This window comes from Streptomyces sp. NPDC026394 (assembly GCF_055567735.1).
Genome location: NZ_JBVHPX010000010.1, coordinates 269,453 through 295,171 on the forward strand (window position 1 = coordinate 269,453; position 25,719 = coordinate 295,171).

Consider the following 25,719-nt stretch of genomic DNA (forward strand, 5'->3'; position numbering starts at 1 on the left):
GCCACGGGTTTCCGCGTCCGCCGTACGACCGTGGTCCGGGCCCCGGCGCGGGGCGTACCGGGCGGGCAGGCCGCCTAGGAACCCGTCAGGGCGATGACGGCGATCATGATCACGGCTACGGCCACCACCATGAGGAGCGCGCCGACCCATATCCGGCCGGCCGGAGCCTCGTCCCGGTCCGGGTCCGGGTCCCGTGCGCCGCCCGGCGCGCGGCCGCCGCGGGAGCGCGGTACCCAGGACCGGAGGCCGCGTCCGGCGCTCCGGCCGGCGAACCCGCGGACGCCTCGCCGCGGCTCTTCCCGCACCGAGGAGGCCGCCGTCGTCTCCGGGACGGTGTGTGTCGCGGCCCCGAACAGCGCCCGCCAGCCCTGCTCACCGAAACCGGTGGGCCTGCCGTCGTCGAGCAGGTGCCCCAGCGCCTCACGGCCCAGTCCTTGGTCGCCGTTCCACAGGTCCGGCAGGACCTGGCGCAGCAGGGCAGGGATCTGGCCCTGGTCGCCGTACGGACGCACCAGCCCGTCGTACAGGCGCACGGCGGTGTGCACCCGCCCCTGGTCGGCCGGCCCGGTGACCGGGTACTCGGCACGGCGGTCCCCGTGCGGGCCGAGGAACAGCCGGGCCCGGAGCAGCCGTTCGCCGAGCTCGTGGGCGTCGGCGGCGGAGCGGTGCGGAGCCCGGAGGATCAGCACCCGGGCCACGCGGTCGGCCTGCTGGGCGGGGAGGCCGCCGCCGAGCACCTCCAGGAGCACCCGGTCCGCACTGTTGGCCAGGTACTCCCCGGCCTCCGTGCCGTCGCGGCGCAGGACGTCGTCGAGCACCTGGGCGCTCACCCCGCGGGCGAGCCCGGCGTCGGCCCGGACGGCCGGTGAGGCGGGCCGGTCGTAGGACCGGCCGTCCCCTCCGTCGCGGGACCGTTCGTACGCCTGGCGGTCATGGTCCCGATCGTGGCCTCGGTCCTGGCCGCGATCTCGGCCCCGGCCCCGGTCCCGGTCCTGACCCTGATCCCGATCCTGACCGCGATCCCTGTCCCAGTCCTGGTCCCGGCCCTGGTCCGGTGTGCGGCGGCGCGTCGGCCGCTCCTGGTCCTGATCCTGCCGCATGTTGTCGAACACCGTGGCGTCGTACGGCTGGCCGCCGTACGCCGCGCTGTCGTACCGCTGCTCCTCCCGGGCCCGGTCGTACAGCGGTTCACGTGGCTCGGCCGTCCGGCCGGTGCGGGTGCGGCGGTGGTCCCCGGCGTGACTGAGCCACTTCAGTGCCTCGTGCACCAGGCGTACCCGCTCGTCGAGGCGTTCCTTCTCGAAGACGTGCAGCTCGGCCAGAGCGCGACGGGTCTCGCGCAGCGCGCCGGGGTCGTGGCGGATCTCCATGTAGTGCTCGGCCAGCCCGGCGGCGGCCTCTCCGGCCGGGTCACCGTGGTCCGGACGGGCGGGGTCCAGGCGGGTCAACTGCTGGTCCTGAGTGGCCGACACGGGCCAGCGCGGGACGAAGACGTAACGGAACGGTCCGCCGTCCCGGGTGTCGTGGGTGGCGAACGACCAGCCGGGCAGCGCCCGGCCGGTCAGGTTCCACAACGCCCACAGAACGTGGACCGGGCCGTCACCGCCGGTGTGGTCCCGCACGGAGAGCCGCTGCCGCGGTTCGCGCAGGCGCCCGGCGAGCACCGTCGTCAGTTCCGCGTCGAACAGACGGGCCCGCTCGGTGAGTTCCGGCGCCGCCCGCTCGGTGGCCGCCCGCAGGGCCTGGGCCGGTACGCACTCCAGGGACCGCCCCTCGGCCTCCAGCAGGTCGATGCCGCTGCCCTCCCAGCGCCAGGAGTGCAGGCCCAGGCAGCGGCCGGGCGTCAGCACGGACGGGCTGCCCAGCAGCGCGTGGGAACAGGTGGTGGGACGGCCGCCGTGATCCTGGCCGGGGATGCGGCGAATCAGCAGGACCGAACTCTCGGCTCCCCGCTCCCCCCGCAGCTCCACCCGGGCCAGGCTCTCGCGGGCCCCGTCGCCGGGCACGCTCAGCAGCGTGGCGACCTTGCGGTAGATGGGCCCCAGCCCGTCCCGGTTGCCCGACCAGGCGACCGGGCCGACGCCCGCGCCGCCGACGGCGAGGTCCGCGTCCCAGCGGAAGACGATCTGGTGCACCGGCGCGTCGGTCCCGCTCACAGTCCCACCTCCTGGGAATCGGCTCCCGGCAGGAGCCCGCACATCGCGAAGATCGACAGCAGCGGGGCGAGCACCCGCCTCGGCCGTACGCCCTGGGGGAAGCCGCCCGCGTCCTCCTGGCCGCCGGTGGCCGACGCGAAGTGCAGGGTGCACCGCGCGCAGTCGCTGAACGGTTTGAGCCAGGCGGGCCCGCCGTGGTGGCGCAGGAAGGCGTACACGTCACGGCTCTCCTCGCGCAGGGCCCGGGCCGTCGGCCGGGCGCTCTCGGGTGCGGTCAGCCAGCGCGCCACGGCCGGCTCGAAGCGGATCAGGTCGCTCTTGCCCACGACGACCGCGGCCGCCTTGTCCACGTACGGCCGCCCGTGGCGCGGCAACCGGTCCAGCACGGTGCCGAACGAGCGGTCGCCGAGGTCGTCGGTGCGCTGCTTGGTGCGTTCGCGTACGGCGTCCAGGTACGGCAGCGGCAGCGCGCGCAGCGGGTCGACCACGAAGAGGAACGCGTCGACGGCGGCGAGGAACCGGGTCACCCGGCCGGTGCGTTCCAGGTCCTCGCCCGACAGGTCGAAGAAGACCACGGGCCGGGGTCGGTCCGTGCCGCCCCCGCTGACCAGCAACCCGTCGGCGAACTCCGCGAAGTCCGTCTGCTCGGTGTGCGCCAGCAGCTCGCCGGCCCGCAGCTTGAGCACCCGCTCGTCGAGGTAGGAGCGGTGCGAATCGGTGTGCAGCGCAGTGGCCTTGAGGCCGTGGGCGTCCAGCGCGCCGCGCTCCACCTCGCCGATCATCGAGGCGAGCAGATGGGTCTTGCCGGCGCGGGAGCTGCCGACCAGGGCCACGGTCAGGGGTTCGCCGTTGCGGAGGTAGGGCGCAGGCAGGAAGTGACGCTGCATGCCGCCCGAGTTGGAGCACTCCTGGAAGGCCTCGCGCAGGGCGTCCTCGCGACGCAGCTCGTTGTCGTCGTTCTCGATGTCACGGGAGACGAAGTTGTTCTCGTGATCCCGCACGAACAGCCGCGTCCTGTCGTAATGGATCGTGTCGAGGCAGTGCGGACACACCACGCGCCGGGCGCCGGACTCTTCTTCCCACGTGCTCACCGGCGCCCTCCCGTGCCCGTACGGCCGGTGCCGAACAGGGCGGCGCGCAGCCCGCGGCCCGGCGCCCGGGCGCCGTTTCCCGCCGCCGCCTCCTGGTCGCCGTTCAGTCTCAACTCCGTTCTTTTGCGCGACAGTTCTTCGTCGAAGGCGCGGCGCCCCGGCTCCAGGGGGTCGGCCGGCAGGGGGCGGCTCTGGAGCGGGTCCTGCCGGTTGAGCATCCGCAGCACCTCGACGGGGTGACCGCGCTCCGCCGCCCTGGGCGCGAAGGCGGTGGACAGCACGCCGAGCGCGGGCAGCCGCGCCAGGTCGCGCGGCGGCCCGTCCGGCTCCCCTTCGCGGCCGGTGACCAGGTGGTACATCATCTGGGCCACGCTCCACAGGTCGTCGCGCGGGTCCGCGGCGCCGTGCCCGGCACGCTGCTCCGGCGAGGCCCAGGGTGCCTCGCCCAGCGCCTCGCGGGGGTGCCCGGCGCGGGTGGCCAGACCGGGCTCGGGCAGCCGGACGTGGCGGCCGTCCCACCGTACGGAGTGCGGGGTCAGCCCGCGGTGCACGACACCCACGGCCTCCAGCAGCCGTACGGCCAGCACCAGTTCGCTGCGGATGCGCTCCTGCTCCTTGACCGTGGTGCGGCCCGCGAGCGCCGCCAGCGGGCGCCCGCGCGCGGGTTCGTAGAAGACGAACGGCTCCCGTACGTCCAGGTGGTAGCCGCCGAGCCGGGCGAACAGCCGGTGGTACGGGGCGTCGCCGAACGCCCGGCGTACGGCGAGGCCGACGCCCACCTCCGCCTCCAGCCGGTCGCGGGCCCGGTGGTCGCCGCGCACGGTGTGCGCGAGGCGGTACTGCATCACCCGCCAGTCCTCGCCCAGGGTCATCGGCCGGGTGCGCAGCCCGTGCCGCTGCTGTCCGGGCGGCAGGTCTCCCCAGTAGGCCGCCGGGAGCCGGGCGAGCGAGCCTTCATCCGTGAAGAAGGCCAGTTCCACGCGGTCGCGGGCCGGGCGGCCGCCGCCCCGCGCGGCGGCCGCCCCGGGCACCTCGTCCTCGGGCTCGGTGCCGCCGTCCGGCCCGCGGTCAGGCGCCCGCGGCGCGTCCTGCCGGTCCGCCCACTCGTCCATGACGTCCCCTCATTCGTTCGCGTTCGCGGGCAGTTCCGGCCCGGTGGTGCCGCCGTCGCGCAGCCGGACCGTGCGCACCGAGCCGGTACGCAGCGGCAGCAGCCGGAAGACGCCCGCGTACCGGCCGGCCGGGGTCCACACCATGTCGTCGGTGCCGAGGGGGTCCTCGGCGTGCCGGGTCGCGTCGGGGGCGAAGCACACCCCGCGTCCCGCGTACCGGTCGCGGGAGAGCAGCCGGCGGTGTTCGGCCGCGCAGAGCGGCACCGTGCCGGTGCCGTCGCCGTGTTCCCGGAGGATCCGGGCGACCCGGTCGGGTGCCAGGCCGAGCAGGACGGCCGGGTCCGGCCGGGACGCGGGGTCGCGGGCGAACGCCGGGGCGGCGGCGACGCCGTCCCGGGCCAGCCGTGCGGTCTCGTCGTCGATCAGCGCCCGTACCTCCCGGTCGAGGGGCAGGGCGGTGGCGGCACCCGGGTCCCGCTCGATGGCGCCCCAGTACGGGTCCAGGAGCCCGGCGACGCCGTCGGCGAGGTCGCCGACGAGGGTGGCGACCAGTTCGGGCCCGCCGTCGCCCGCTTCGCGCTCCAGCCAGGGCACGGGGATGTCGTGGGGCGGCGGTGCGGCCGGGGCGGCGGGGCCGGACGCCGCGGCGCTGTCCGGCGGCCGGGGCGGCGGCACCGTGTCGGCGAGCGGGTCGCGCCAGGGGGCGCCGCGGCCGGCGGCCGGTCCGCCGCCGGGCTCCGGATCCCCGTCCCAGTCGTCCCAGTCGTCCCACCCCTGGGCCGTGGAGTCGTCGTACCGGGGGCCGGCGTCCTCGAAGGAGTCGTACGCGCCCGGCGCGGCGGCGCTCCGGTCGTACGGCGGGCCGAACCAGTCGTCGTCCAGCAGGTCGTCGGCCGGCGGGCCGGCCGCCGGGCCGCCGTCGCGGTCCGCCACGGGTACGGGATCGCGGCCCTCCGCGGCGGCCGCCGCGCGGCGGATCATCCCGGCCACCGCCCGCGCGCCGTCGGCGCAGTACAGGCGGGCGTCCGCGAGCAGCCAGTCGTGGGTGACGGCGTCGGCCAGCAGCCCGTCGAGGGAGTCCAGGACGTCCCGCCCCTCGGAGCCGCCGCCCGCCGCCCACCACACGTCCAGGGCCTCGGTCCAGCGGCGCACCGCCAGCAGCGGCAGCACGATCAACGCCACCAGCAGGGTGCTCAGTCCGAGCCACGCCGGCACCGCGAGCACCTGGCCCAGGGTGATGCCGGCGGCCGCGCCGAGCAGCCCGGCGCCCGCCTGCGCCAGGGCGCCCGACCGTCCGCCGCCGTCGAGGTGCCCGTCCCCGGTGCGCCCGGGACGGCGGGCCAGGGCGAGCGTGGTCAGCCCGGCGGCGGCCAGCGCCGCCAGCGGTCCCAGCACCCAGCCGGGACCCGGCCACAGACCGGCTGCGGCGGCGACGGCGCAGCCGCCCGCCAGTTCCGTGACGGCCGCGCCGGGCACCTCGAACGGCCGGGGCCCGGCCATCCGCCGCGGCAGGCCGGGCGGGCACAGCTCGTCGAGCCGGCCGAGGCGGGCCGCGCTGCCGGTGGGCGTGGCCAGGTCGGCCACCGCGCCGAGCCGGGCCGCCGTCGAGCGCAGCGGCAGCCGCTGCGCCAGCAGGCCCTGGGTGTAGTCGCGCAGGCCGGGGCCGATGCGTTCGCGGTCGGCCTCCGGCACGCGGGGCAGGTCGATGCCGCGCTCGTACAGCCGTCGGCGCTGTTCCGGGGGGAGGCCGACGCCGTCCCCGTCGCGCAGGGTCTCGGCGACGGTCTCGCGGTACGCGGTCAGTTCCGCCGCGGCCGCGTCGAGGCGCTCGGCGAGGTCCACGTCCCCGGCCGCGCCGCGCAGCAGACCGCCCGCGCCGCGCTGCCGCCCGTACGCGTCCTCGGCCTTCAGCAGCGCCGACTCGCAGGCCCAGTAGCGCTCGTCGGCCTCACCGCCCGGCCGTCGCCATTCCTCGCTGTGCACGGGCTCGGTCGTCCCGGCGCCGACCAGGGGTGCCAGGACGGCGGGCACCCCGCCCGCCTCCGGGTCGGTGACCGCGATCCGGCCGCCGGGGTCGTCCTGGCCGACCAGGCCGGCCAGCGCCTGCCGCCGGACCCGGTCGCGGGCCGGGTGCGAGAGGTCGTGCTCCAGGACGCGCAGGGCGGGTACGGCCACGCCGTCGGGCAGCCCCGACACCGCGTTCAGGACGGCGTCGAACACCGCGGGGGCGGCGAGGATTTCGAGGAGCGGGCGCAGCGCGCCGTCGTCCTCCTCCGGGGTGGGGGCGGTCGCCGTGCCGCCGTGCGGGTCGAGGATCCACAGCACGCCGACGGCGGGTGGGCGCAGCGGTGAGGGGCGGTCCAGGGCCCAGGGCGTCGGCGCGGGCGGTACCGCGACGCCGTCGCCCGGTTCCGCGGGCGGGACGCCGACGGCGACGCACAGCGCGTGGCCGGTGCCGTAGGCGAGGACCTGTTCGTAGACGTGCTGGTGACGGGTGAGTCCGGTGGCGGTGTCCACGAGCAGGAAGCGTTCGGCCTCCTGGGCGGGGGCGCCGCCCAGCGCGGTGCGGACGGCTCTGTGCAGGCCGTCCGCACCGTCCAGGCCGGCGTGGTCGCCCCGCAGGTCGAGGGTGACGACCGGTGCGGCGGTGCGGGCGCTCACAGCAGGTCCTCCTCCCTCGGCTCCTCGTCCCACGGGTCGGCCCACAGGTCGTGCTCGGCCGCGTCTCCCGGGCGGTCCGCGTCGGCGGGCTTCGCCGGCGACCCGTGCAGTTCCTTGGTGTGCGGTTCGTGCGGCTCGTGCGGGTCCTTCGCCCGCGGGGGCGGGGGCTCGTGCGGTTCCGGTTCGTACGGCTGGGTGTGCCGCGTACGCGTGTCACCGGCCGGATCGTGGCCGTTGGCCCGGTGCAGGCGCGACGCGGCGGTGCCGGTCTCCCGGAGCTGGGCCTGGGCCTGGGCCAGGGCGCGCAGCGAGGGCCGGTTGGCCCGCAGGCTCCTGGGGAAGCGCAGGTCCAGGGCGCCGTCCAGGGTCGTGGTCCAGAAGTGGGACAGCGGCTCGATCCAGTCCTGCTCGTCCTCGTTCAGGTCGTGGGCGCGTTGCCGCAGCCGTGCCGCCTCCGCCGGTGCCACCCGGCGCAGGAAGGTCCAGAACAGCCGGTCCGGCTCCCTCGGTGTGGTGCTCAGCCCTTCCGGCAGGGACTCCATCAGCACCGAGCAGAAGTCCTTGACCGCCGATCCGGCGTCCAGCAGCGCCCAGCGCTCGTACGCCCGCAGCAGGTCGGACCAACTGGAGACGTCCCGGTCGTACGGCTGGAGGGCGAGGGTCATGGTGGCCGAGTCGCCGCCGCGCAGCCGGAAGCAGACGGACTCCGGGGAGAGCGGGTCGCCGGTGACCTCGACGCGCCCGTTCCACATGGCGCTCAGCATGCGTTGCAGCACCCGCTGCCGGTCGCTCTCCGTGCTGGCGAGCCAGGAGTCGCGGTAGCCGGTGCGCTGCCGCCACTGGAGGTGGTCCTCGCGGCCCTCCCGGTCCCTGGCCCGGCCCCACAGGCGCAGCACCTGCCGTACCTCGGAGATGTCGGTCAGGCTCATCTCGCTGCGGAACAGTACGACGGTGATCGACTCGGTGACCACGGCGCGGAATTCGGGCGGCAGCCGGTTCTCGTCGCGCGGCAGCAGCAGCGACTGCTCCAGGAAGCGGTCCACGCTGCCCTTGGCCTTGGTCTGCGGGCGGACGATGAGCGTCTTGAGCTTGCCGGTGCCGTCCGGGGTGAAACCGGCCGGCAGCAGCCCGGCGAGCTGGGAGCGGAACTGCTCCAGCCACTTCTCGTCGACCGCGTCGGCGGCCTCCTCGTCCCCGGAGGCCGCCGCGAGGAGGTCGCCGAGGGAGGGCAGCAGCGGCCGCTCGTGGTGCACGCCGGCCTCGCCGAACAGCTTCTTGATCCGGCCCTCCAGGACCTGCTTGACCTCCTTGACGACGGCGCGCGGCGAGCGCTGGACGGCTTCCAGGGCGCGTTCCCAGTGCCGCGGTTCGACGATGCGGACGAGCAGCGTGGCCTCGTCCTGGCTGTCCGGGATGCCCTCGCGCTGGAGGAGGCGGGTCAGGACGTCGTCGTAGAACGCGTCGAGGGAGTTCTGCGGCGGCAGGAGGTACGACACGCCCGTACGGTCCTCGCGGTACAGCTCCCGGCGCCGCTCGCGGAACAGGCCGTTCTCCCCCTCCTCGTGGTCGCGGAAGGCGCGTACCAGCGCGGAGAGTTCCTTCATGGTCCGGTCGGCGATCGGCCGCCAGCGGGGCTCCTGCGCCTTCCACCGCTCGTGCCACGTCCGGTTGGTCGCCCAGCGGTACCAGGCGTCCTGCTCCTGGATGGCGTTCTCCACCTCGGGGTCGCCCCAGCGCGCGGGCACCACGCCGGCCATCCGGCGGCCGATCCTCGGCACCTGCGGCGCGTCGTTCTCCACCCCTTCGGGGCGCTCGGGACGGTTGCGCCGGTTGTCGAGCATCCCCGAGAAGCCCTCCCGGGCCACCCGGTCGCGGTCGCCGGGGTTGCCGGTGAACACCCGCTCCAGCCGGAACGGGTCGTGCTCCTTGAGCAGATGCAGCAGTCCGCGGCGCGGGTTGAAGCGCTCCGCGCTCTCCACCGTGCGGCGGGCGAGATCCTTGTCGAGCGCGCGCAACTGCTGCTCCATGTTGGCACGCCGGTGATTCAGCTCCTGGCTGATCGCCCGCACGCCCTTGGGCACCTGCTCGGGCGCCCGCACCGGCCGCGGCTCGCGGACCCACACGTCCTCGATGCCGGACTCCTTGAACGCCTCGACGACGAGGGCGCGGTGGTCCTCGCCGCCCTGCCGGGCGCGGTCCAGCAGACCGCGGACGGCGCAGGCCAGCATCCGGGCGGCGACGATCTCGGCGAGTTCGTCGACGGGGACGGTCATGGAGGCCGCGAGGCTGGTGGACATGCCCTGCAGGCCGATGCCGGTGGCGGCGGCCGCCGACCGGCTGGCCCCGCGGTTGACGAAGCTGGCGGCGAAGGACTGGTAGGCGTCGTCGGCGCGCCCACGGCCGTTCTCCTCGCCCAGGTCGGTACCGATCAGCGAGGTCACCATGGCGGTGATGGAGCGGCGCAGGTCGTCGGGGCGCATACCGGCGGTACGGCTGAAGAGGAACGCCGTCTGGACGGTGGAGGTGCGCAGGCTGACCGGCACCATGTCGGGGTACTTCACGCTCAGCGAGCCGCGCTGCTCCACGTCGCCGAGGTCGGGGGTGGCGTCCGCCGCGTTCTGGTCGTCGACCAGGTGCGAGAGGTCCACCAGGGCGCGTGCGGCGTTCAGTTCGGCCTCCCGGCCACCGCCGGCCTCCGGCGGGAACGCCGACGGCATCACGACCAGCGGGTAGATCTTGGCGCCGGGCAGGTTCACCGAGTGGAAGGCGTGCCCGAGCAGGTGCAGGAAGTCGTAGAAGATGCCGGCGCCGGTGCCGCCCGCGACGGAGAACGCCACGAACACGTCGTAGCCGCGGATCTGGCCGCCGCCCAGCTCCTGGAGGTCGCCCGCCGACTTGCTGAGCGCGTCGATCGCCGCCCGCAGCGGGCCGAGCACCTGGTCGGGGCCGTTGCGCAGGGTGGCGAACAGCGCGGCCCGGCCGACGGTGGGCAGCTGGCCCGCGCCGGTGTGCAGCGGGGAGACCCGGGGCTCGTCGACCCGTGGCGGCAGCCAGCCCACGGTCTCGTCGTGCTGCGCGATGCGCAGCATCCGGGTCATCTCGGGTGAGTTGTCGTAGGTGGGCAGCAGGTTGTGCACGGCGCGGGAGGTACGGGCGTACGCCGCCGCCTCCGGACCGCGGGCGCTCAGGTGCGGCAGCCGGTCCAGTTCGGCCTCGCTGAAGTCCGCGTAGACGAACTGCAGGCAGTCCGGCAGTTGGAAGGGGACCCGTTGCTTGCCGCGGCCGACCAGGTCGGTACCGTCCGGGCCGCACAGTTCGCGGCGCAGGTTCCGCTCCAGTTCGGCGCCGATGCGGGCGCCGGTGCCGCCCAGCCCCACGAACAGCATGGGCTGGTAGATCTTCATGTGGTCGCTCCCCTCGTCCGCCCGTCGTGGGCGGCCTGTGCTGCGAGATGTGGTGCCGCCGGTGGTCCGGGCGGGCGGCCGCCCGGGCCTCGGCGCCGTGGCGCGGGCGCCTCAGAACGCGGAGTCATAGCCGGACGATCCGCCCGCTCCGCCTGGACCGCCGCCCGAGCCGCCCGGGCCGCTCGTCCCGGCCGGTCGGCCGGTGCCGTCGGCCGGGGCGCCGCGCCCGCCCCGCCCGTTCACTCCGCCGGGTGCCGCGGTGCCGCCCCGGCCGGTGCGGCCGCCGAACAGGCCGGCCGTACCGCGGGAGCCGGCCGCCGTGCCCGGGCGGCGTCCCTGGCCGGTACGCCCCCGGCCCGTGGGTGCCCGGTCCGCCCGGCTTCCGCCGCGTACGGACAGTTCCAGGTCGTGGGCGAGCCGGGCGGGCGCGCCGCGCGACACGGTCCGTTCCTTGCCGTCGGGGCCGCGCAGCCGCAGCCCTTCGCCCTTGCGCCGGAGCCGGTACACCTGCGCCGCGCGCTTGTTGCGGAGCTGCAGGCCGGGGCGGTCCGAGGAAGGCTCCTCCACCGCGAACCAGAACTTCTTCGTGCGCTGACCGCGCACCTCCAGTTCGTCCAGCACATGGCCGCCGCGCCGGAGTTCCAGCGTCAGTCCCCCCAGCGAGCTGCGGACACCCCCGTACCAGACGCGGATCGCGACGACGGCGGCGAGGGCGAGCAGCAGCCCGGCGCCCCCGATGACCGCCCACCACCACCGGTCCCACCAGGTGGGCGCCGGGGTGACGGTGACGGTCAGGAAGGCGGAGCCGATCTCGCGGCCTCCGTCGGTCCGGTCGGTGACGGTGATCCGGCCGCCGGCGTCCCCCGGCGGCGCGCCCGCGCCGAAGGACACGGTGAACGGCACCGGCTCCTGCGCGCCGGGCGCGACGGTGACGGTGGCCGGGCTGATCCGCAGTGCCGCCGCCGTGGACTGGTCGGCCAGGCCGAGGCGCAGGGTGTGCGGACGGCTGTCGTTGTTCCGCGCGACCAGCTTGCCGGTGACCGAGCCGCCCGGGTGCACGTCGTGGCCCTCCAGTGTCACTCCGGCCGCCACGGGCGCGGCACCCGAGGACACCCGGGTGTCGTAGGGCCGCCGGTCCCCGACCACGCCGGGTGCCGCGATCGCGCCGGTCAGCCGCAGCGCGCCGGTGGCCGTCTTCGGCACCGTCACCGACGCCCCGTACAGCACGTCGCCCGCCCGGTCGTCGGGGCCCTCGCCGTCGTCGCGCAGCGGGACGTCCACCGGCTCGAAGCCGTCACCGGACAACTGGGCGGCGGCCCGTACCCCGGCCAGTTGTCCGGGGTCGGTGATCACCACGCCGCGCCGGGTCTGCAGCCGCATCCGTACGACGACGTCCTCGCCGGGCCTGGGCGCGGACGGCTCCAGGGTGACCGAAGAGCGCAGCACGCCCTGCCAGATGGCCCGTACGGTGGCGGGCTGGTCCCGGTGCCCCGGCGGCGCCGACAGCCGTACGCGCCAGGTGCCGGGCAGCGGGTCCTTGACCCGCAGCGCCTCGACCGGCCCGTCCTGGCCGCTGACTTCGAAGCGGGAACCGTCGAAGTCCCCTTGCAGGGGCACCTTGCGGCCCTTGGGGTCGTAGTAGGTGGCCGTCACCCGCGGGTCGCGCTTGGTGACGGTGATCGAGCCGTCGGTCGCGATGGGCGGGATGTCCACCGTCAGCTCGCCCGGCGGCTTGCTGCTGGTGCCCTCCTCCACGCGGGCGCAGCGGGCGGCGGCGAACGCGCTCTGGAGCGCCTTGTCCACGTCCGCGGCGCCGTCGACGACCTCCGGCCGCGGGCGGGAGCCGGGCACGTCGGCACAGCCGTTGCGGTAGCCGCCGTCGGCCATCTGCCGGAGGGCCTTCTCGTCGATGCCCTTGCCGAAGCCCAGCGGCCAGATCTGCACCTGTTCGCGGCGCGCCCGGTCGAGGACCTCGCGCAGCCGCTTCTCGCCCTCCTGCTTCCGGGCGGCGGGGTCGGCTCCGTAGGCGGGACTGTCCTCGACGTTCAGCCTGCCGTCGGTGAGCAGGAAGACGACCTTGGGCGTGCCCTCCCTGCTGGTCTCCTTCAGCCGGGTCAGGGCCTGGGTGAGGGCGGCCGGGAAGTCCGTTCCGGGGCCGAGACCGGCGCCCTCGCGGTCGGTGAGCCGGCGGGCGCATTCGCTGATGCGCTGCCGTCCGGCGGCGTCGACGACGGTGGGCGGGCACACTTCCCGTACGGGCTGCTGCCCCTCCTTCTCCGCGCTGCCGAACCCGATGACGCTCGCCCGGGACCGGTCGGAGATCTCGCCCTGGCCGATCAGCGCGGCCGCTTCCGCCTCGCGGGCCAGCGCCTCCTCGCCGATGCTGGCCGAGGCGTCCACGACGACGGAGAAGCCGACGGGCGTGGGGCCCACGGACGGTGCGGCGGGGGCGGGCGCGGCCCATGCGGGCGGCGGCCCGAGCGGCACGGTCGCGCAGAGCGCGGTGAGGGCGGCGACGGTGGCGCGGCGCACTCTGCGCCGCGTCCGCGCGGTCGCCGGTTCGGTCCGGTGCGGCATGTTCACCACAGCCCTCCGGTCAGGGCGCAGCAGCCGCCGGCCGCCAGGCAGCCGACTCCCCAGCGCAGCCAGCGGTACTTGGCGCCGAGGATGCGGCCGAGCGCGCACGCCTGCTCGACGGCCCACTGCCCGGTGTCCCGGCCCGCGAGGGCCACCCGGGGCAGCAGGACTTCGGCGGTGGCCCCGCCGGTAAGCTGCGGGAAGAAGGTCAGGTGACCGTCGGCCGCGGTACGGGTGCGGGGCAGCACCGCCACCACGAACATGGCTATGCCCAGGGTCCACAGCGCGGCCCCGGCGAGCAGCAGGGCGGCGCGGGTGGCGGGCATCGCCGGGAGCTGCCCGTCGCGGCCGAGGAGCAGGACCAGCGCCGCGGTGGCGCCGGTCATCATGACGGACGCCTTGGTGTCGGCGCGGTTGATCTCTTCCCGTACGACCTTCAGCAGGCGTTCGGCGACGAAGTCGCTGCCGGTGCCGGGGGCCGGGGCGGGGGCCGCGGTGGTGCCGGTACAGGGGCAGGCCCTGGAACAGCGGCAGGGGCCGGGGTCGGGGCCGCGGCCGGTGCCCCGGGTGGGCGCGGGCGGAGCGCTGGTGGCCATCATTTTCCCCAATCCAGACCTTCGCCGCGGCCGCGGCGCGGCGCGGGGCGTTCCCGGTCGTCGTCGCGGTGGTCGTCGTCCCGTTCGTCGCGCCGGTCGTCCCGGCGGCCGTCGTACCGGCCGTCGTACCGCTCCCCGTACCGGTCGTCGGGGAAGTCCCCGTGCCGGCCTGTGCGGTAGTCGTCGCGCTCGGCGGCCGACTGGACGCGGTCGGGCTCGTAGACGCGGCCGCGGTCGTCCGTCTCGTACGGCTCGTCCTCATACGGCCTGTCCTCGTACGGCTCGCCGTGGCGGTCGCCGTACCGGTCGTCGGCCTGCCCGCCGTCCTGCCCGACGCCGCCCTGCCCGTCGCCGCCGTAGCCGTCGTCGTGACGCCCGTCGCCGCCGTACGCGTCACCGTCCGGACGGCCGCGCCGCCTCGGCTCGTGCCTGTCGTACGCCGCCTCCCGGCCGGGTCCGGGGCCCGAATCACGGTCCCGTTCCGGCTCGGAGCCCCGTCCGAAGTCCCGTCCGGAGTCCCGTCCGGGGCTCCGTCCCGAGTACTGTCCGGAGTCCCGTCCGACATCCCGTCCGGAGTCGGGCCCGGGGCCCGCTTCGAAGTCCGGTCCGGCGTCCGGATCGGGCTCGTGCGCCCAGTCCATCCGCTGTCGTCCGCGGACCCGCTCCTGTTCGCCGCGGGGCCCGCCGCTCTCCAGCGCGCGCCGCTGCGGCGGCTGCTCCAGGAAGGTGTCGGCCGCACGTCCCACCAGGCCGCGCGTCGACGACCGCATGAGGTCGATGGCGGCCAGGGTCTGGTCGTTGAGATCGTGGCGCTCGATCAGGCCGCCGTCGACGAGGCGGAACACCGTGTCGATCGACAGGACCCGTTCCTCCCGGCGCTCCCGGCGGAACGCCTGCTGGATGTCCCACTCGTGGGCGGAGTCGCGCGCCATGAAGTACGCGAGCTGCCGGTCGTCGCCGCCACTGAGCATCTCCTGCAGCTCGGCGGCCCTCATCCGGATCAATTCCTGTTCCTGCCGTTCCTTCCTCAGTGCCTCCACGTGCTGCCGGCGCGCGAGGTCGCCCTCGTGGTCGATCTCGGTGCGCTGCCGCTCCGCGCTGATCCCGCGTTCACTCAGGTCGATCCGTACGAACACCTCGGTCTCCAGGCCGAGTTCGTGGCCGAGGCGCAGGTCCGCCAGTTCGTTCTCCACCGCCCGGTCGGCCCGTTCCGCCTCGCTGATGCGGTAGCGCCTGGTCACCCCGCGCAGCCCCCGGAGCAGGACCGGCGAGAAGTACTGGGCCAGGTCCCAGACGTTGGCGCGGACCGCCGCGTACGCGTCCACGACGCGCCAGCGCACCTGCACCTCCGCGCGGAAGGACTCCGCGTCGCCGGCCGCGGGCAGTTCGGTGCGGAACTCGGTCAGATGGCGGCCGACCCGCACCTCCATCACCTTGAACGAGCCCCTGAAGAGCGGCTTGTTGACGTCCTCACGGTGGTCCGGCCACACCACGCTGTGGCCGCCGTTCTCGTACATGAGCACCGCGGCCACCTGCACACTGGGCCGCCGGAACCGGCCGGACGACTCGTACTCCTGCACCAGCGGCCCCGGCACCGCCCCTCCGGGCCCCTGGCCGTGCCCCCCGGCCGCACCGGGCCCCGGACCCTGCCCGTGGCCGTGCCGCGCGCCGTTCCGGCCGTCTTGCGTCATCGTCGTCCCTCTCCTTCCAGCACCGCCCGCATCCGCGCGGCCGCCCGGGGGGCGAGCGGTTCGTCACTGTCCCGCTCCAGCCGGGCGACCAGCAGCAGCAACCGGTCCCGGTCGCGCCGCCCCTCCACCAGTCGCGGCAGGAACCCGCACAGCACGTCGAGCTGCCGCGGGTCCTTGGCCGCCCGCCGCATCCAGCCGCCCAACTGCTCCTGTGCCGCGACGCCCGCCCGCGCCGTGTTCAACGTGCTGTGCACCAGGTCCGCCAGCCACGGCGCCCGGTCGGGGTGGGCCGCGACCAGGGCCGCCGCCAGCGGCCAGGAGCCGTAGGACTCCTGGACGGGACTGTCGCCCCGGAGCCCCCACAGGTGGGAGGTCCGGGTGGACAGCGCGCGCAGCACCACCATCAGCGCGAGGTTCTGCCGGTTCTGCCGAGGGTCGCCGAGCCAGCGAGCCAGCCGCCTGAGCACCACCTCGGGTTCGGACCCGGCCAGCAGCCGCACCACGCTGTACGAGGCGGCGTCGGCCGGCTTGCCGCCGTCCTCCCGGCAGCCGATGCGCGCCAGTTCGTCCAGGGACTCGGCGACCGAGCCCGCCGCCATGCCGTAGCCGTGCGTGAACGCCGCGGTCTCGCAGGCGGACCGGTCGTCGCCGCGTGCCCATTCGCGCAGCAGGCCGCGTACGGCGGGCCGCACCTGCGGGTCGCGGGACGTCTCGGCCAGCGCGGTGGCCGCGGCCATCTGCTGCACCGGGCGGTCGGCGCGGGCGAGCGGCAGCAGCAGTTCGGAGAGGCCGTACAGGTAGTCCCGTGCGCACAGCGTGCCCGCGGCCACCGCGGCGCGCACCCACATCTGGGGGCGCTGATCGTCGCACAGGGAGCGCAGCCAGCGGGTCAGCGGGCCGCGGACGTTGTGGTAACCGTCCCAGGCCTCGTACAGGACGGCGGTGGCCAGCTTGCGCCCCTGGAAGCGCATCGCCCGTACGGGAAGGGCGGCGTCGCCCAGATCCTCGACGACCTGCTCCGGTACGGCGCGCGCGGCGGCCAGCCGGGCCTCGGTCTTCGCGGTGAACAGCGGGCGGCCCGGTGCGTACTGGGGGTCGAGGGTGACCGCCAGCTCCCAGGCGAGCAGTTCGGCCGCCTCGGTCACCAGGCTCTCGGCGGAGCCGTTGAAGGCCGCGAGCGAGAGCCGCAGGGCCGCGGCGCGCAGGGCGGGCAGCGCCTCGGGCAGGGTGCCGGGACGGTCGGCCCCGGCGAGCCACTCGCGCGCCTGGCGTGGGGCGAACGTGGCGCACTGGGCGAGCAGTTGGGCGTCGTCGGCCTCGCCCCTGGCGTACGCCGCGAGGTGGTCGGCCAGCCGCGCCGCCTCGCCCGGCCGCAGGGCGTCCAGGCCCAGCGCCTGTTTCACGTCGGGGCGCTCGGCGACGTCCAGGGCCAGTCGGCACAGCTCCGGACCGACGTCGGAGAGCTGGTCCTTCACATGCTGTTCCAGTACGTCGCCGGCGGGCGGGGGCGTGCACTGCGCGCCGTAGCGGCCGCGCACCAGGCGGTCGGCGAAGTCACCGGCGCCCACGACCAGGACGCCGTACGCCCCGCGCCGGGCGAGCAGCGCACTGAGCCGGTCCAGGTGCAGGTCGGAAGGTTGTGGTCCGGCGTCCTTCCCCGGGCCGTGGCCGGCGCCCCGGCCGCTGCCCCCGGAAGCGGCCGGTACCGCGCCGGCGTCCTCGGCGGGCAGTTCGAGCAGGTAACCGCGGCCGGTCGCGAACTTCTCCTGGCCGACGCTGTCGAGCGCGGTGGCGGGGTCCAGGCGGGACACCTCGGTGGCGACGTCCCGGAGGAGGGCGAGTCCCGTGGAGGTACGGCCGGTGCCGTGCTCGCCGCAGAGTGCCAGCAGGTGAGTGCGCCGCAGCCGGATCTCCATCGCGTCGTAGCCGGGGGGCGGGCAGTAGACCCGCTCCAGGCGCTCCAGTTCCTCGGCCGGCACCGGCCCGTCGACGAACACGTCGTCGGTGCCGATCCGGACCTGCGTCTGGTAGAAGGTGTTGCCGTCGAAGACCTGGCCGTCGCCCTCGATGTGCAGGCTGGTGCGGGCCTCACGGGCGGTACGGGCACCGCCCGCCTCTCCCGCGCCGCCCAGCGGGCTGCCCTTGGGGGCGTCCAGGCGCGGCTTCTCCTCGGGCGGCCCGTCACCGTCGGCCGCCCGGCCGTCCCTGGCCGCCCGCGCGTCGTCGTCCCGGCCGCCCGGCCGGCCGTCGGGCTGCGGCGGGGGCCGCTCACCGGCCGGCGGCGCCCCCTCGTCCCCATCGGTCACCTGTCGCCGCCTTCCGGTGCGGCTCCGGTGTGCGGGGCGTCGTCGGCGGGCGGTTCGGGGGCGGGCGTACGGGGCGGGGCGGGGGCCTTGTTGATGGCGACGAAGTCCCCGTTGGTCCGGATGGTGTTGTCCCGGAAGGTCTGCTGGTCGCCGCCTACGTACTCGAAGGTGTACTTGTTCGCGTACGGGGCGGGCGCCGGAGCCGTACCGACGGCTGCCCCCGCCCCCTTCGGGCCGGAAACGGGCGGCGGGACCGTACCCCCATGCCCCGCCCCGCCGCCCTGCTCCGGCGGCGGGTCCTGGACCGCGCGCACCCCCGTCGCGCACGGCCGGTCCCGCGCCGGCACCCCCGGTGACGGCGGTGCCTCGTGCGACGTCTGCGCCGGTAGGGGCGGGAACGGCAGCCGGGGGACGTGGAACCACGCCTCGACGTCCGTCTCCTTCTCCGACACCCGCGCCCGGCGGTAGTGCTCGGGCTCGATGCAGGTGCCGCCTTCCGTCACGACGTCGTCGTAGAGCGAGCCGGACACGACGAAGAGCAGCGGCGACCGTTCGGCCAGCCGCATGACGCCGCGGGCGGTCTCGCTGTCGCACAGCCGGCAGGTGAGGTCCACGGCGCGCCCGGCCAGCCCCTTGGTGTCCTGGGCGACCGGGCCCGCGTGCATGGCCACACGCATCCGCAGCGGCTCCAGACGCCCTTCGTTGACCTGGCGCAGCTTCTGGTAGACGCCTTCGAGCCAGGGCCCCACCAACTGCGCGGACGGGACGTCGGGGGCCAGCGCGACCAGTACGCCGTCGCCGCGGTCCTCCATGTGGTAGGCCCCCTCGGTGATCCCGGCGGCGGTGAACCCGGCCTCGAAGACCTCGTACATCGCCTCGCGCATCCGCAGCTTCGCCCGCCAGCCGAGCAGTCCGGATCCGCAGACATCTCCGTTGACGACGAGTCGGTGCAAGGCTTCCGTGCTCACTGGACCTCCAGGTTCGTGCCGACATGAAGCAGCATGGCCGGGGCGGGAAGGCGGGGCTGTAGCCGTTTACACAGCCGGCGGGGATTGCTCGGGACGTATGGGGACGGGGCCGGCCGGCGTACGGCCGCCGACCGCGCGCCCCTCGGCGAGCAGCCGCAGCAGCGCGAGGTCGAGCACGGCCAGCCGCCGGGGGCCGGTCTGCACGACGCCCTGCTCACGCAGCAGGCGCAGCGCCTTGGCCACCGCTTCGCGGGTGGAGCCGACGGCCGCGGCCAGGTCGTGCTGCGGCAGCGGCAGGTCGACGTCCACGCCGCCCGATCCGGGGGTTCCGGTGCGCTCGGCCAGTTCGGTCAGCCGCGCGGCGAGCCGTTGCAGCACCTTCTCCGAGGCCAGGGACCGCCGTTCGCCGTCCGAGCTGCGCAGCCGGGAACTGAACTGCCGCATGATCAGTACGGTCGCCACGGGCCGCGCCGCCAGATAGCCGCGGAACCGGTCGCCGGGGACGACGACCCCGTCCACCGGGCCGAGCGCGGTGACGGTGGCGCTGCGCGGCCGGTGGTCGACGGCGGCCTGGTCACCGACGACCTCGCCGCTGCCGCGCAGCGCGAGGATGAGTCGCACGCCGCGCTCCGTCTCCAGGGAGACACTGGCCCAGCCGTTGACGATCGCCACCACGAAGGTGCTGGTGTCGTTCTCCCTGAGGACGACCTCGCCCGGCGCATAACTCCGGCCCCGGCCGAGCGCGAGCAGCGCCCGCCGGTCCTGTGCCGGCAGCGCCGTAAAGAAGGGCCTGCCGTCCTCGAAGAGACTCATCCGCCTCCTCCCCCCGCTGGTCTCGCTCACCCCGGCCCCGGCACCCGTCGGCACGGCGGGCGTGCCGCCTCTGTGCATCTGGTCGCCCCAGGGCCCCGGCCCGGTTCCTCAGCCTGGCCGAGAAATGGGCTCGTCTCTGAATTTCTTTCGTTACAGGCGGGGTTCTTGCGCAAATTGATCGAGCTGCGCTCGGTTGAGTTACAGAAGGTTAGGGTCGTGATCGGGCCCCGTCAACGCTTTCTCAGACCCCAACTGCCGCAACATACAAGGGATTTGACATCCCCGAACACGTGTGCCTCACTCGGCCCGGATGCGATCATGGCTCGCCGCACCCCTGGGAACCGGGGCGGCCACTTGACGCGCCACACGCCGGGCCGTCACTCTCCGACTGCGCACGGCGCTCCGAGGGGGGAGCGCTCGCCGTGGAGGGCGGACACACGATGGACGGGCGACTCGACGAGGTGGTGCCCGCATCGGTCCGGCAACAGGTCCGGGCAGCCGAAGCCGCACTGGGCAAGACGGCCTCCGCCGGCCTGCCCGCGCCGGTACGGATGGCCTGCGCTCAGCGCCTCGTCGCGGTGGTGAGCACTCTCTGCGGCCGGCTCTGCGAGAGCGCGACTCCGGGAGCGGAGAACTTGCTGAGCGCTGCACGGTGCTGCGGCGGCGCCGGTGCCGTGCTCGCCGGATACCTCGGAGAGCATCTGATCGAGAAGTACGGCAGTGCCGCCCGTGCCTGCGATCTGCCGGCGGTGCGCGAAGGCTCGCTCACCTTGCGGTGGCGAGCGAACGACATGGACATCGCGGAAGTGGCCGCATGGCTGGCGGGCTCGGTAGCGAAAGCGGACGCCACGCTTGAGGAAGCGGCCCAGTGCGCCACGGCCCCGAAGAAACTCCGCGACGCGGCAGCAGCCGCCGCTGAGTACTCCCACCAGGCGTGGGCCTGGCTCGGTGGTGACAGCGGCGGCTGGCCGTGACGAGGGCGGGCACGGCCTTGCCGCTGGGCCCCCGGACCGGCACGGGCCCCGGACCGCTGCCGCCCCCGGCCCCGGACCCGATACCGGCTACAGCCGCGGATCCACCGGCTCCGACTCCAGCGCCAGTACCGCGAAGACCGCCTCGTGCACCCGCCACAGCGGCTCGCCGTCGGCCAGGCGGTCCAGCGCCTCCAGGCCGAGGGCGTACTCGCGCAGCGCGAGGGAGCGCTTGTGGCCCAGGTGGCGTACGCGCAGCCGTTCCAGGTTCTCCGGGCGGGTGTACTCCGGACCGTAGATGATCCGCAGGTACTCCCGGCCGCGGCACTTGACGCCCGGCTGCACCAGCCGCCCGTCGCCCTTGCGCACCAGCGCGCCCAGCGGCTTGACGACCATGCCCTCGCCGCCCGCGGCGGTCAGGTCGAGCCACCACCGCACGCCCGCCGCGACCGACGCCTCGTCCTCCGTGTCGACCACCAGACGGCCGGTACGACGCAACAGTCCCGTTCCGTCGTGCTCGACGAGCCGGTCCAGCCACGCCAACTGCTCGTCGTGCGGTACGGCGGCCAGGCTGCGGCCCGGTGCGGCCAGGATCTGGAACGGTGCCAGCCGTACGCCGTCCAGGCCGTCGACCGGCCAGCAGTAGCGCCGGTACGCCTCGGTGAACGCGGCCGCTTCGACCGCCCGTTCGCGCTGTCGCGCCAGCAGGTCCGGCACCTCCACGCCCCGCGCGGCAGCCGCCTCCAGCGCGTCCAGCGCCCCGGGGAACGCGGCACCGGACGCCGCGCCGACCGCCGCGTACTGACCGCGCAGCAGCCCGGACGCCTTCAGCGACCAGGGCAGCAACTCGGCGTCCAGCAGCAGCCAGTGTCCGGAACCGGCCGCGGCGGGGTCCGCCAGTTCCTCCCACAGGCCCGCGCCCTCCACGGCCTCCCGTACGGACTTCAGCACCTGCTCGGTGGCGGCCGGGTCGTCGAAGAACGGCCGCCCGGTCCGCGTGCAGACCGCGCCGCTCACGCCCGCCGCCGCGCCGAACCGTTCCCGCGCCGCCCCCTCGTCCCGGCACACCAGGACCACGGCCCGCGAGCCCATGTGCTTCTCCTCGCACACGACCTGCCGTACGCCGTCCGCACGGTACGACGCGAACGCCTCTGCCGGGTGCTCCAGGTAACCGTCCTCCCTGGACGTCGCGCAGGGCGCCATCGTCGGCGGCAGGTACGGCAGCAGCCGCGGGTCGACCGCGAAGCGGCTCATCACTTCCAGCGCCGCCGCCGCGTTCTCCTCCTTGACCGCGACCCGGCCCATGTGGCGCGTCTCCACGACCCGCCGCCCGGCGACGTCCCCCAGGTCCAGCGGACGCCCGTCCGCCCCGCCCGGCGCCTCACTGGCCAGCGGCTTGGCCGGCTCGTACCAGACCCGCTCAGCCGGTACGTCGACCAGTTCCCGCTCCGGCCAGCGCAGCGCCGTCATCCGGCCGCCGAAGACACAGCCGGTGTCCAGGCAGATGGTGTTGTTCAGCCAGCTCGCGCGCGGCGCCGGGGTGTGCCCGTAGACCACGGCGGCGCGGCCCCGGTACTCCTCGGCCCACGGGTAGCGCACCGGCAGCCCGAACTCGTCCGTCTCGCCGGTCGTGTCGCCGTACAGCGCGAAGGACCGCACCCGCCCGGACGTCCGGCCGTGGTACTTCTCCGGCAGTCCCGCGTGGCAGACCACCAGCGCCCCGCCGTCGAGCACATAGTGGCTGACCAGGCCCTCGATGAACGCGGTGACCTCACCGCGGAACGCCTCGTCCTCCCCTTCCAGCTGCGCGACGGTCTCGGCGAGCCCGTGACTGTGCCGCACCTTGCGGCCCTTGAGGTAGCGGCCGAGCTTGTTCTCGTGGTTGCCCGGTACGCACAGGGCGTGCCCGACGGCGACCATGCCCATCACCAGGCGCAGCACGCCGGGACTGTCCGGGCCGCGGTCCACCAGGTCGCCGACGAAGACCGCGGTACGGCCCTGCGGGTGCCGGGCGTCCACGGCACGGCCGAGCGCGTCGTGCTCGACCTCGTACCCCAGCCGTGCGAGCAGCGTCTCCAGCTCGGAGCGGCAGCCGTGGACGTCACCGACGATGTCGAACGGTCCGGTCAGGTGCCGCAGGTCGTTGAAGCGCCGCTCGGTGACGATCTCCGCCGCCTCGACCTGCTCCACCCCCTTGAGCAGGTGCACCTTGCGGAACCCCTCGCGCTCCAAGTGCCGTAGCGAGCGGCGGAGTTCGCGCTGGTGACGCTGGATGACGCGGCGCGGCATCGAGGCCCGGTCGGCGCGCGCCGCGTTGCGCTCGGCGCACACCTCCTCGGGCAGGTCCAGGACGACGGCCACCGGCAGCACGTCGTGCTCCCGGGCCAGCTTCACCCACTGGGCGCGCGCCTCCGGCTGCACGTTCGTGGCGTCGACGACGGTCCGCCGGCCGGCCGCGAGGCGCTTGGCCGCGATGTAGTGCAGGACGTCGAAGGCGTCGCCGCTCGCGCTCTGGTCGTTCTCGTCGTCGCTGACCAGCCCGCGGCAGAAGTCCGAGGAGAGCACCTCCGTGGACTTGAAGTGACGCGCGGCGAAAGTGGACTTGCCGGAGCCGGTGGCGCCGACGAGCACCACCAGGCACAGGTCGGGGACGCCCAGGGGGCGGCGGGTGGGGGTGGGGGTGGCACCGGTCATGCCTGGGCCTCCTTTGCGGGGGGATCGGTGGGGGTGGGAGCGGCGGACGTGGCTGGTTTGGGTGATGTGGCTGGCGTGTCGTGCGTACGGGCCGAGTTCGGCGCCGCCTGGCGGAAGTACGCGAGCTGGGTGGGCGGCCCGACCTCGGGGTCCTCCGGTCCCACCGGCCGGAACTCCACCTCGTACCCGTGCCGCCCCGCGACCTCCCGGGCCCACGCCCGGAACTCCGTACGCGTCCACTCGAAGCGGTGGTCGCCGTGCCGTACGTGCCCGGCGGGCAGCGACTCCCAGCGCACGTTGTACTCGACGTTCGGCGTGGTCACCACGACCGTGCGCGGCCGGGCCGCGCCGAACACCGCGTACTCCAGCGCGGACAGCCGCGACGGGTCCACGTGCTCGACGACCTCGCTCAGCACGGCGGCGTCGTACCCCTTGAGACGGGCATCGGTGTACGCCAGCGAACCCTGCACCAGCCGCAGCCGCTCGGACTGCCGCTCGGGCATCCGGTCCAGCCGCAGCCGGCGCCGCGCCTCCTGGAGCGCGCGCATCGACACGTCCATGCCGACGATGTCGGTGAACTGCCCTTCCTTGAGCAGCTCGCCCAGCAACTGCCCCGGCCCGCACCCGAGGTCCAGGACCCGTGCCGCCTTCGCCTCCCGCAGCACGCCGAGGATCGCCTCCCGCCGCCGCACGGCGAGCGGCACCGGCCGCTCCTCGGTGTCGGCCGACTCCTCCACCGCGTTGTCGATCTCCTCGGCGGCGGTGTCGTCCGCCTCGGCGAGCCGCGCCAGCTCCAGCCGCTCCAGCGCGTCGCGGGTCAGCGTCCGGCGGCGGGCGAGGTAGCGGCCGGCGATCAGCTTCTGCTCGGGGTGGTCCTCCAGCCAGCCCTCGCCGGCCCGCAGCAGCTTGTCGACCTCGTCGGGCGAGACCCAGTAGTGCTTGGCGTCGTCCAGTACCGGCAGCAGCACGTACAGGTGCCGCAGCGCGTCGGCGACCGTACGCTCGCCCTCCAGACCGAGGCGTACGTACCGCGAGTCGCCCCACTCCGGGAACGTCTCGTCCAGCGGCACCGGCTCGGCCCGTACCGTCCACCCCAGCGGCTCGAACAGCCGGCGCACCAGGTCGGCACCGCCGCGCGCGGGCACGGCGGGCAGCGCCATGTGCAGCGGCAGTGGCTGCGCGGGCAGCTCGGGGCGCGCCTTGCACTGCCCCTTCATCGCGCTCGCGAAGACCGTGCTCAGGGCCACGGCCAGCAGCGAGGACGCCGCGTACGGGCGGTCGTTGACGTACTGTGCGAGCGCCGAGTCGGGGGCGCCGCCCCGGCCCTTGCCCCGGGCGCGCCGCACCAGCGCGACCGGGTCCACCTCCAGAAGCAGCGCGGCCGTGCACCGGCTGTCGTCCGCTTCGGGGTAGAACACATGGGCCGTGCCGTGCGCCGTCGAGAACGCCTGCGCCTTCCCGGGGTGCTTGTGCAGCAGGAATCCGAGATCGGTCGCGGGGCGCTCAGCGCTTCCGGTGGTGGTCATCGTCAGGAACACGCGTACGAGTATCGCCCGGTACCGACCCGTTTGACGAACCGGTTTTTGCAGGTGGGAACAGAAATGGGCGGCGGGGCGGCCGCTGTCCCGCCCCCTCGGCACACCGGTCGCCCCCGTACGCTGCCGTGCCTGTTCCCGGCTCTCCGCACCCGCAGGGCAAGATGGGCGGCATGGAACTCCGGATCTTCACCGAGCCCCAGCAGGGGGCCACCTACGACACCCTTCTCCGCGTCGCGCGAGCCGCCGAGGACTTGAACTACGGCGCCTTCTTCCGTTCCGACCACTACCTCCACATGGGCAGCACCGACGGGCTGCCCGGCCCGACGGACGCCTGGATCACCCTGGCCGGCCTGGCCCGGGAGACCAAGAGCATCCGGCTCGGCACCCTGATGACCGCGGGGACCTTCCGTCTCCCCGGCGTGCTGGCCATCCAGGTCGCCCAGGTCGACCAGATGTCGGGCGGCCGGATCGACTTCGGCCTGGGCTCCGGCTGGTACGAGGACGAGCACAAGGCGTACGGCATCCCCTTCCCGAAGGAGAAGTTCGGCCGGCTGGAGGAACAACTGGCGATCATCACCGGACTGTGGAAGACGCCCACCGGCGAACGCTTCGCTTTCGACGGGAAGTTCTACCAGTTGACGGACTCGCCCGCGCTGCCCAAGCCGGCGCAGCCGAAGGTGCCGGTCCTCATCGGCGGGCACGGCGCGAAGCGCACCCCCGCGCTCGCCGCCGAGTACGCGGACGAGTTCAACATCCCCTTCGCCTCGGTGGACGACACCGAGCAGCAGTTCAAGCGGGTACGGGCGGCAGCCGAGCACCGCGGCCGCGACGCCGACGACCTGGTGTACTCCAACGCCCTGGTCGCCTGCGTCGGCCGGAACGACGCGGAGGTCAAGCGCCGGGCCGACGCCATCGGCCGCGAGGTCGACGAGTTGAAGGCCAACGGTCTGGCGGGCTCCCCCGCCGAGGTCGTCGAGCGCCTCGGCCGCTTCGCGGCCGTCGGCTCGCAGCGCGTCTACCTCCAGATGCTCGACCTGACCGACCTCGATCAAATGGAACTGATCGCCTCCGAGGTCATGCCGCAGGTGGCTTGAGCGGGGGTGCCTGAGCGGGGCGCTGGGGAGCGGGGTGCCTGAGCGCA

Annotated in this window: 15 protein-coding genes; 2 read left to right on the forward strand and 13 right to left on the reverse strand. The window is 74.9% G+C overall.

Annotated features, from left to right (window positions below; genetic code table 11):
- Window positions 1-74: 74 nt before the first annotated feature.
- The 11 genes from ACZ4QV_RS24005 to ACZ4QV_RS24055 form a co-directional block, all read right to left on the reverse strand.
- Window positions 75-2,156: a hypothetical protein gene (locus ACZ4QV_RS24005; protein WP_361588905.1), complete on the reverse strand. Its 2,082-nt coding sequence runs from the start codon at window positions 2,154-2,156 to the stop codon at window positions 75-77.
- A complete protein-coding gene (locus tag ACZ4QV_RS24010; protein ID WP_361151177.1) occupies window positions 2,153-3,247 on the reverse strand; it encodes a TRAFAC clade GTPase domain-containing protein in 1,095 nt (364 codons plus the stop codon). Before ACZ4QV_RS24010 ends, ACZ4QV_RS24005 begins: the two co-directional genes overlap by 4 nt.
- Window positions 3,244-4,359, reverse strand: coding sequence for a protein kinase family protein (locus tag ACZ4QV_RS24015; RefSeq protein WP_361616355.1), 1,116 nt, complete (start codon window positions 4,357-4,359; stop codon window positions 3,244-3,246). Before ACZ4QV_RS24015 ends, ACZ4QV_RS24010 begins: the two co-directional genes overlap by 4 nt.
- Window positions 4,360-4,368: 9 nt before the next feature.
- A complete protein-coding gene (locus ACZ4QV_RS24020) occupies window positions 4,369-7,020 on the reverse strand; it encodes a hypothetical protein (RefSeq protein WP_467763390.1) in 2,652 nt (883 codons plus the stop codon).
- Window positions 7,017-10,424 (reverse strand): tubulin-like doman-containing protein, encoded by a 3,408-nt coding sequence (locus ACZ4QV_RS24025; RefSeq protein ID WP_361588896.1) that lies wholly within the window; start codon window positions 10,422-10,424, stop codon window positions 7,017-7,019. Before ACZ4QV_RS24025 ends, ACZ4QV_RS24020 begins: the two co-directional genes overlap by 4 nt.
- Window positions 10,425-10,535: 111 nt before the next feature.
- On the reverse strand, window positions 10,536-13,001 hold the full coding sequence (locus ACZ4QV_RS24030; protein ID WP_467763403.1) for a VWA domain-containing protein: 2,466 nt from the start codon (window positions 12,999-13,001) through the stop codon (window positions 10,536-10,538).
- 2 nt (window positions 13,002-13,003) lie between these two features.
- The gene (locus ACZ4QV_RS24035; RefSeq protein WP_361151167.1) at window positions 13,004-13,600 is read right to left on the reverse strand and encodes a Pycsar system effector family protein; all 597 of its coding nucleotides are present in this window, start codon (window positions 13,598-13,600) and stop codon (window positions 13,004-13,006) included.
- Complete coding sequence (locus tag ACZ4QV_RS24040; RefSeq protein WP_467763391.1) at window positions 13,597-15,288, reverse strand: hypothetical protein; 1,692 nt, start codon at window positions 15,286-15,288, stop codon at window positions 13,597-13,599. Before ACZ4QV_RS24040 ends, ACZ4QV_RS24035 begins: the two co-directional genes overlap by 4 nt.
- Window positions 15,285-17,594 (reverse strand): hypothetical protein, encoded by a 2,310-nt coding sequence (locus ACZ4QV_RS24045; protein ID WP_467763392.1) that lies wholly within the window; start codon window positions 17,592-17,594, stop codon window positions 15,285-15,287. The genes ACZ4QV_RS24040 and ACZ4QV_RS24045 overlap by 4 nt, the downstream gene beginning before the upstream one ends.
- Window positions 17,591-18,562 (reverse strand): nucleotidyl cyclase domain-containing protein, encoded by a 972-nt coding sequence (locus ACZ4QV_RS24050; RefSeq protein ID WP_361151158.1) that lies wholly within the window; start codon window positions 18,560-18,562, stop codon window positions 17,591-17,593. The genes ACZ4QV_RS24045 and ACZ4QV_RS24050 overlap by 4 nt, the downstream gene beginning before the upstream one ends.
- A gap of 66 nt (window positions 18,563-18,628) precedes the next feature.
- Window positions 18,629-19,375: a Crp/Fnr family transcriptional regulator gene (locus ACZ4QV_RS24055; RefSeq protein WP_467763393.1), complete on the reverse strand. Its 747-nt coding sequence runs from the start codon at window positions 19,373-19,375 to the stop codon at window positions 18,629-18,631.
- 422 nt (window positions 19,376-19,797) lie between these two features.
- Between ACZ4QV_RS24055 and ACZ4QV_RS24060 the strand changes: the two genes are divergently transcribed.
- Window positions 19,798-20,349 (forward strand): hypothetical protein, encoded by a 552-nt coding sequence (locus ACZ4QV_RS24060; protein ID WP_361588883.1) that lies wholly within the window; start codon window positions 19,798-19,800, stop codon window positions 20,347-20,349.
- An 87-nt stretch (window positions 20,350-20,436) separates the two neighbouring features.
- On the opposite strand, the gene ACZ4QV_RS24065 is transcribed toward ACZ4QV_RS24060, so the two are convergent.
- On the reverse strand, window positions 20,437-23,040 hold the full coding sequence (locus tag ACZ4QV_RS24065) for a polynucleotide kinase-phosphatase (RefSeq protein WP_467763394.1): 2,604 nt from the start codon (window positions 23,038-23,040) through the stop codon (window positions 20,437-20,439).
- Window positions 23,037-24,578: a 3' terminal RNA ribose 2'-O-methyltransferase Hen1 gene (locus ACZ4QV_RS24070; protein ID WP_467763395.1), complete on the reverse strand. Its 1,542-nt coding sequence runs from the start codon at window positions 24,576-24,578 to the stop codon at window positions 23,037-23,039. The genes ACZ4QV_RS24065 and ACZ4QV_RS24070 overlap by 4 nt, the downstream gene beginning before the upstream one ends.
- Before the next feature lie 170 nt (window positions 24,579-24,748).
- Here ACZ4QV_RS24070 and ACZ4QV_RS24075 point away from each other — a divergent pair, with 170 nt between their 5' ends.
- Window positions 24,749-25,672 carry an LLM class F420-dependent oxidoreductase gene (locus tag ACZ4QV_RS24075; protein ID WP_361588879.1) on the forward strand — a complete coding sequence of 308 codons (924 nt, stop codon included), beginning with the start codon at window positions 24,749-24,751 and terminating at the stop codon, window positions 25,670-25,672.
- The last annotated feature ends 47 nt before the right edge of the window (window positions 25,673-25,719 follow it).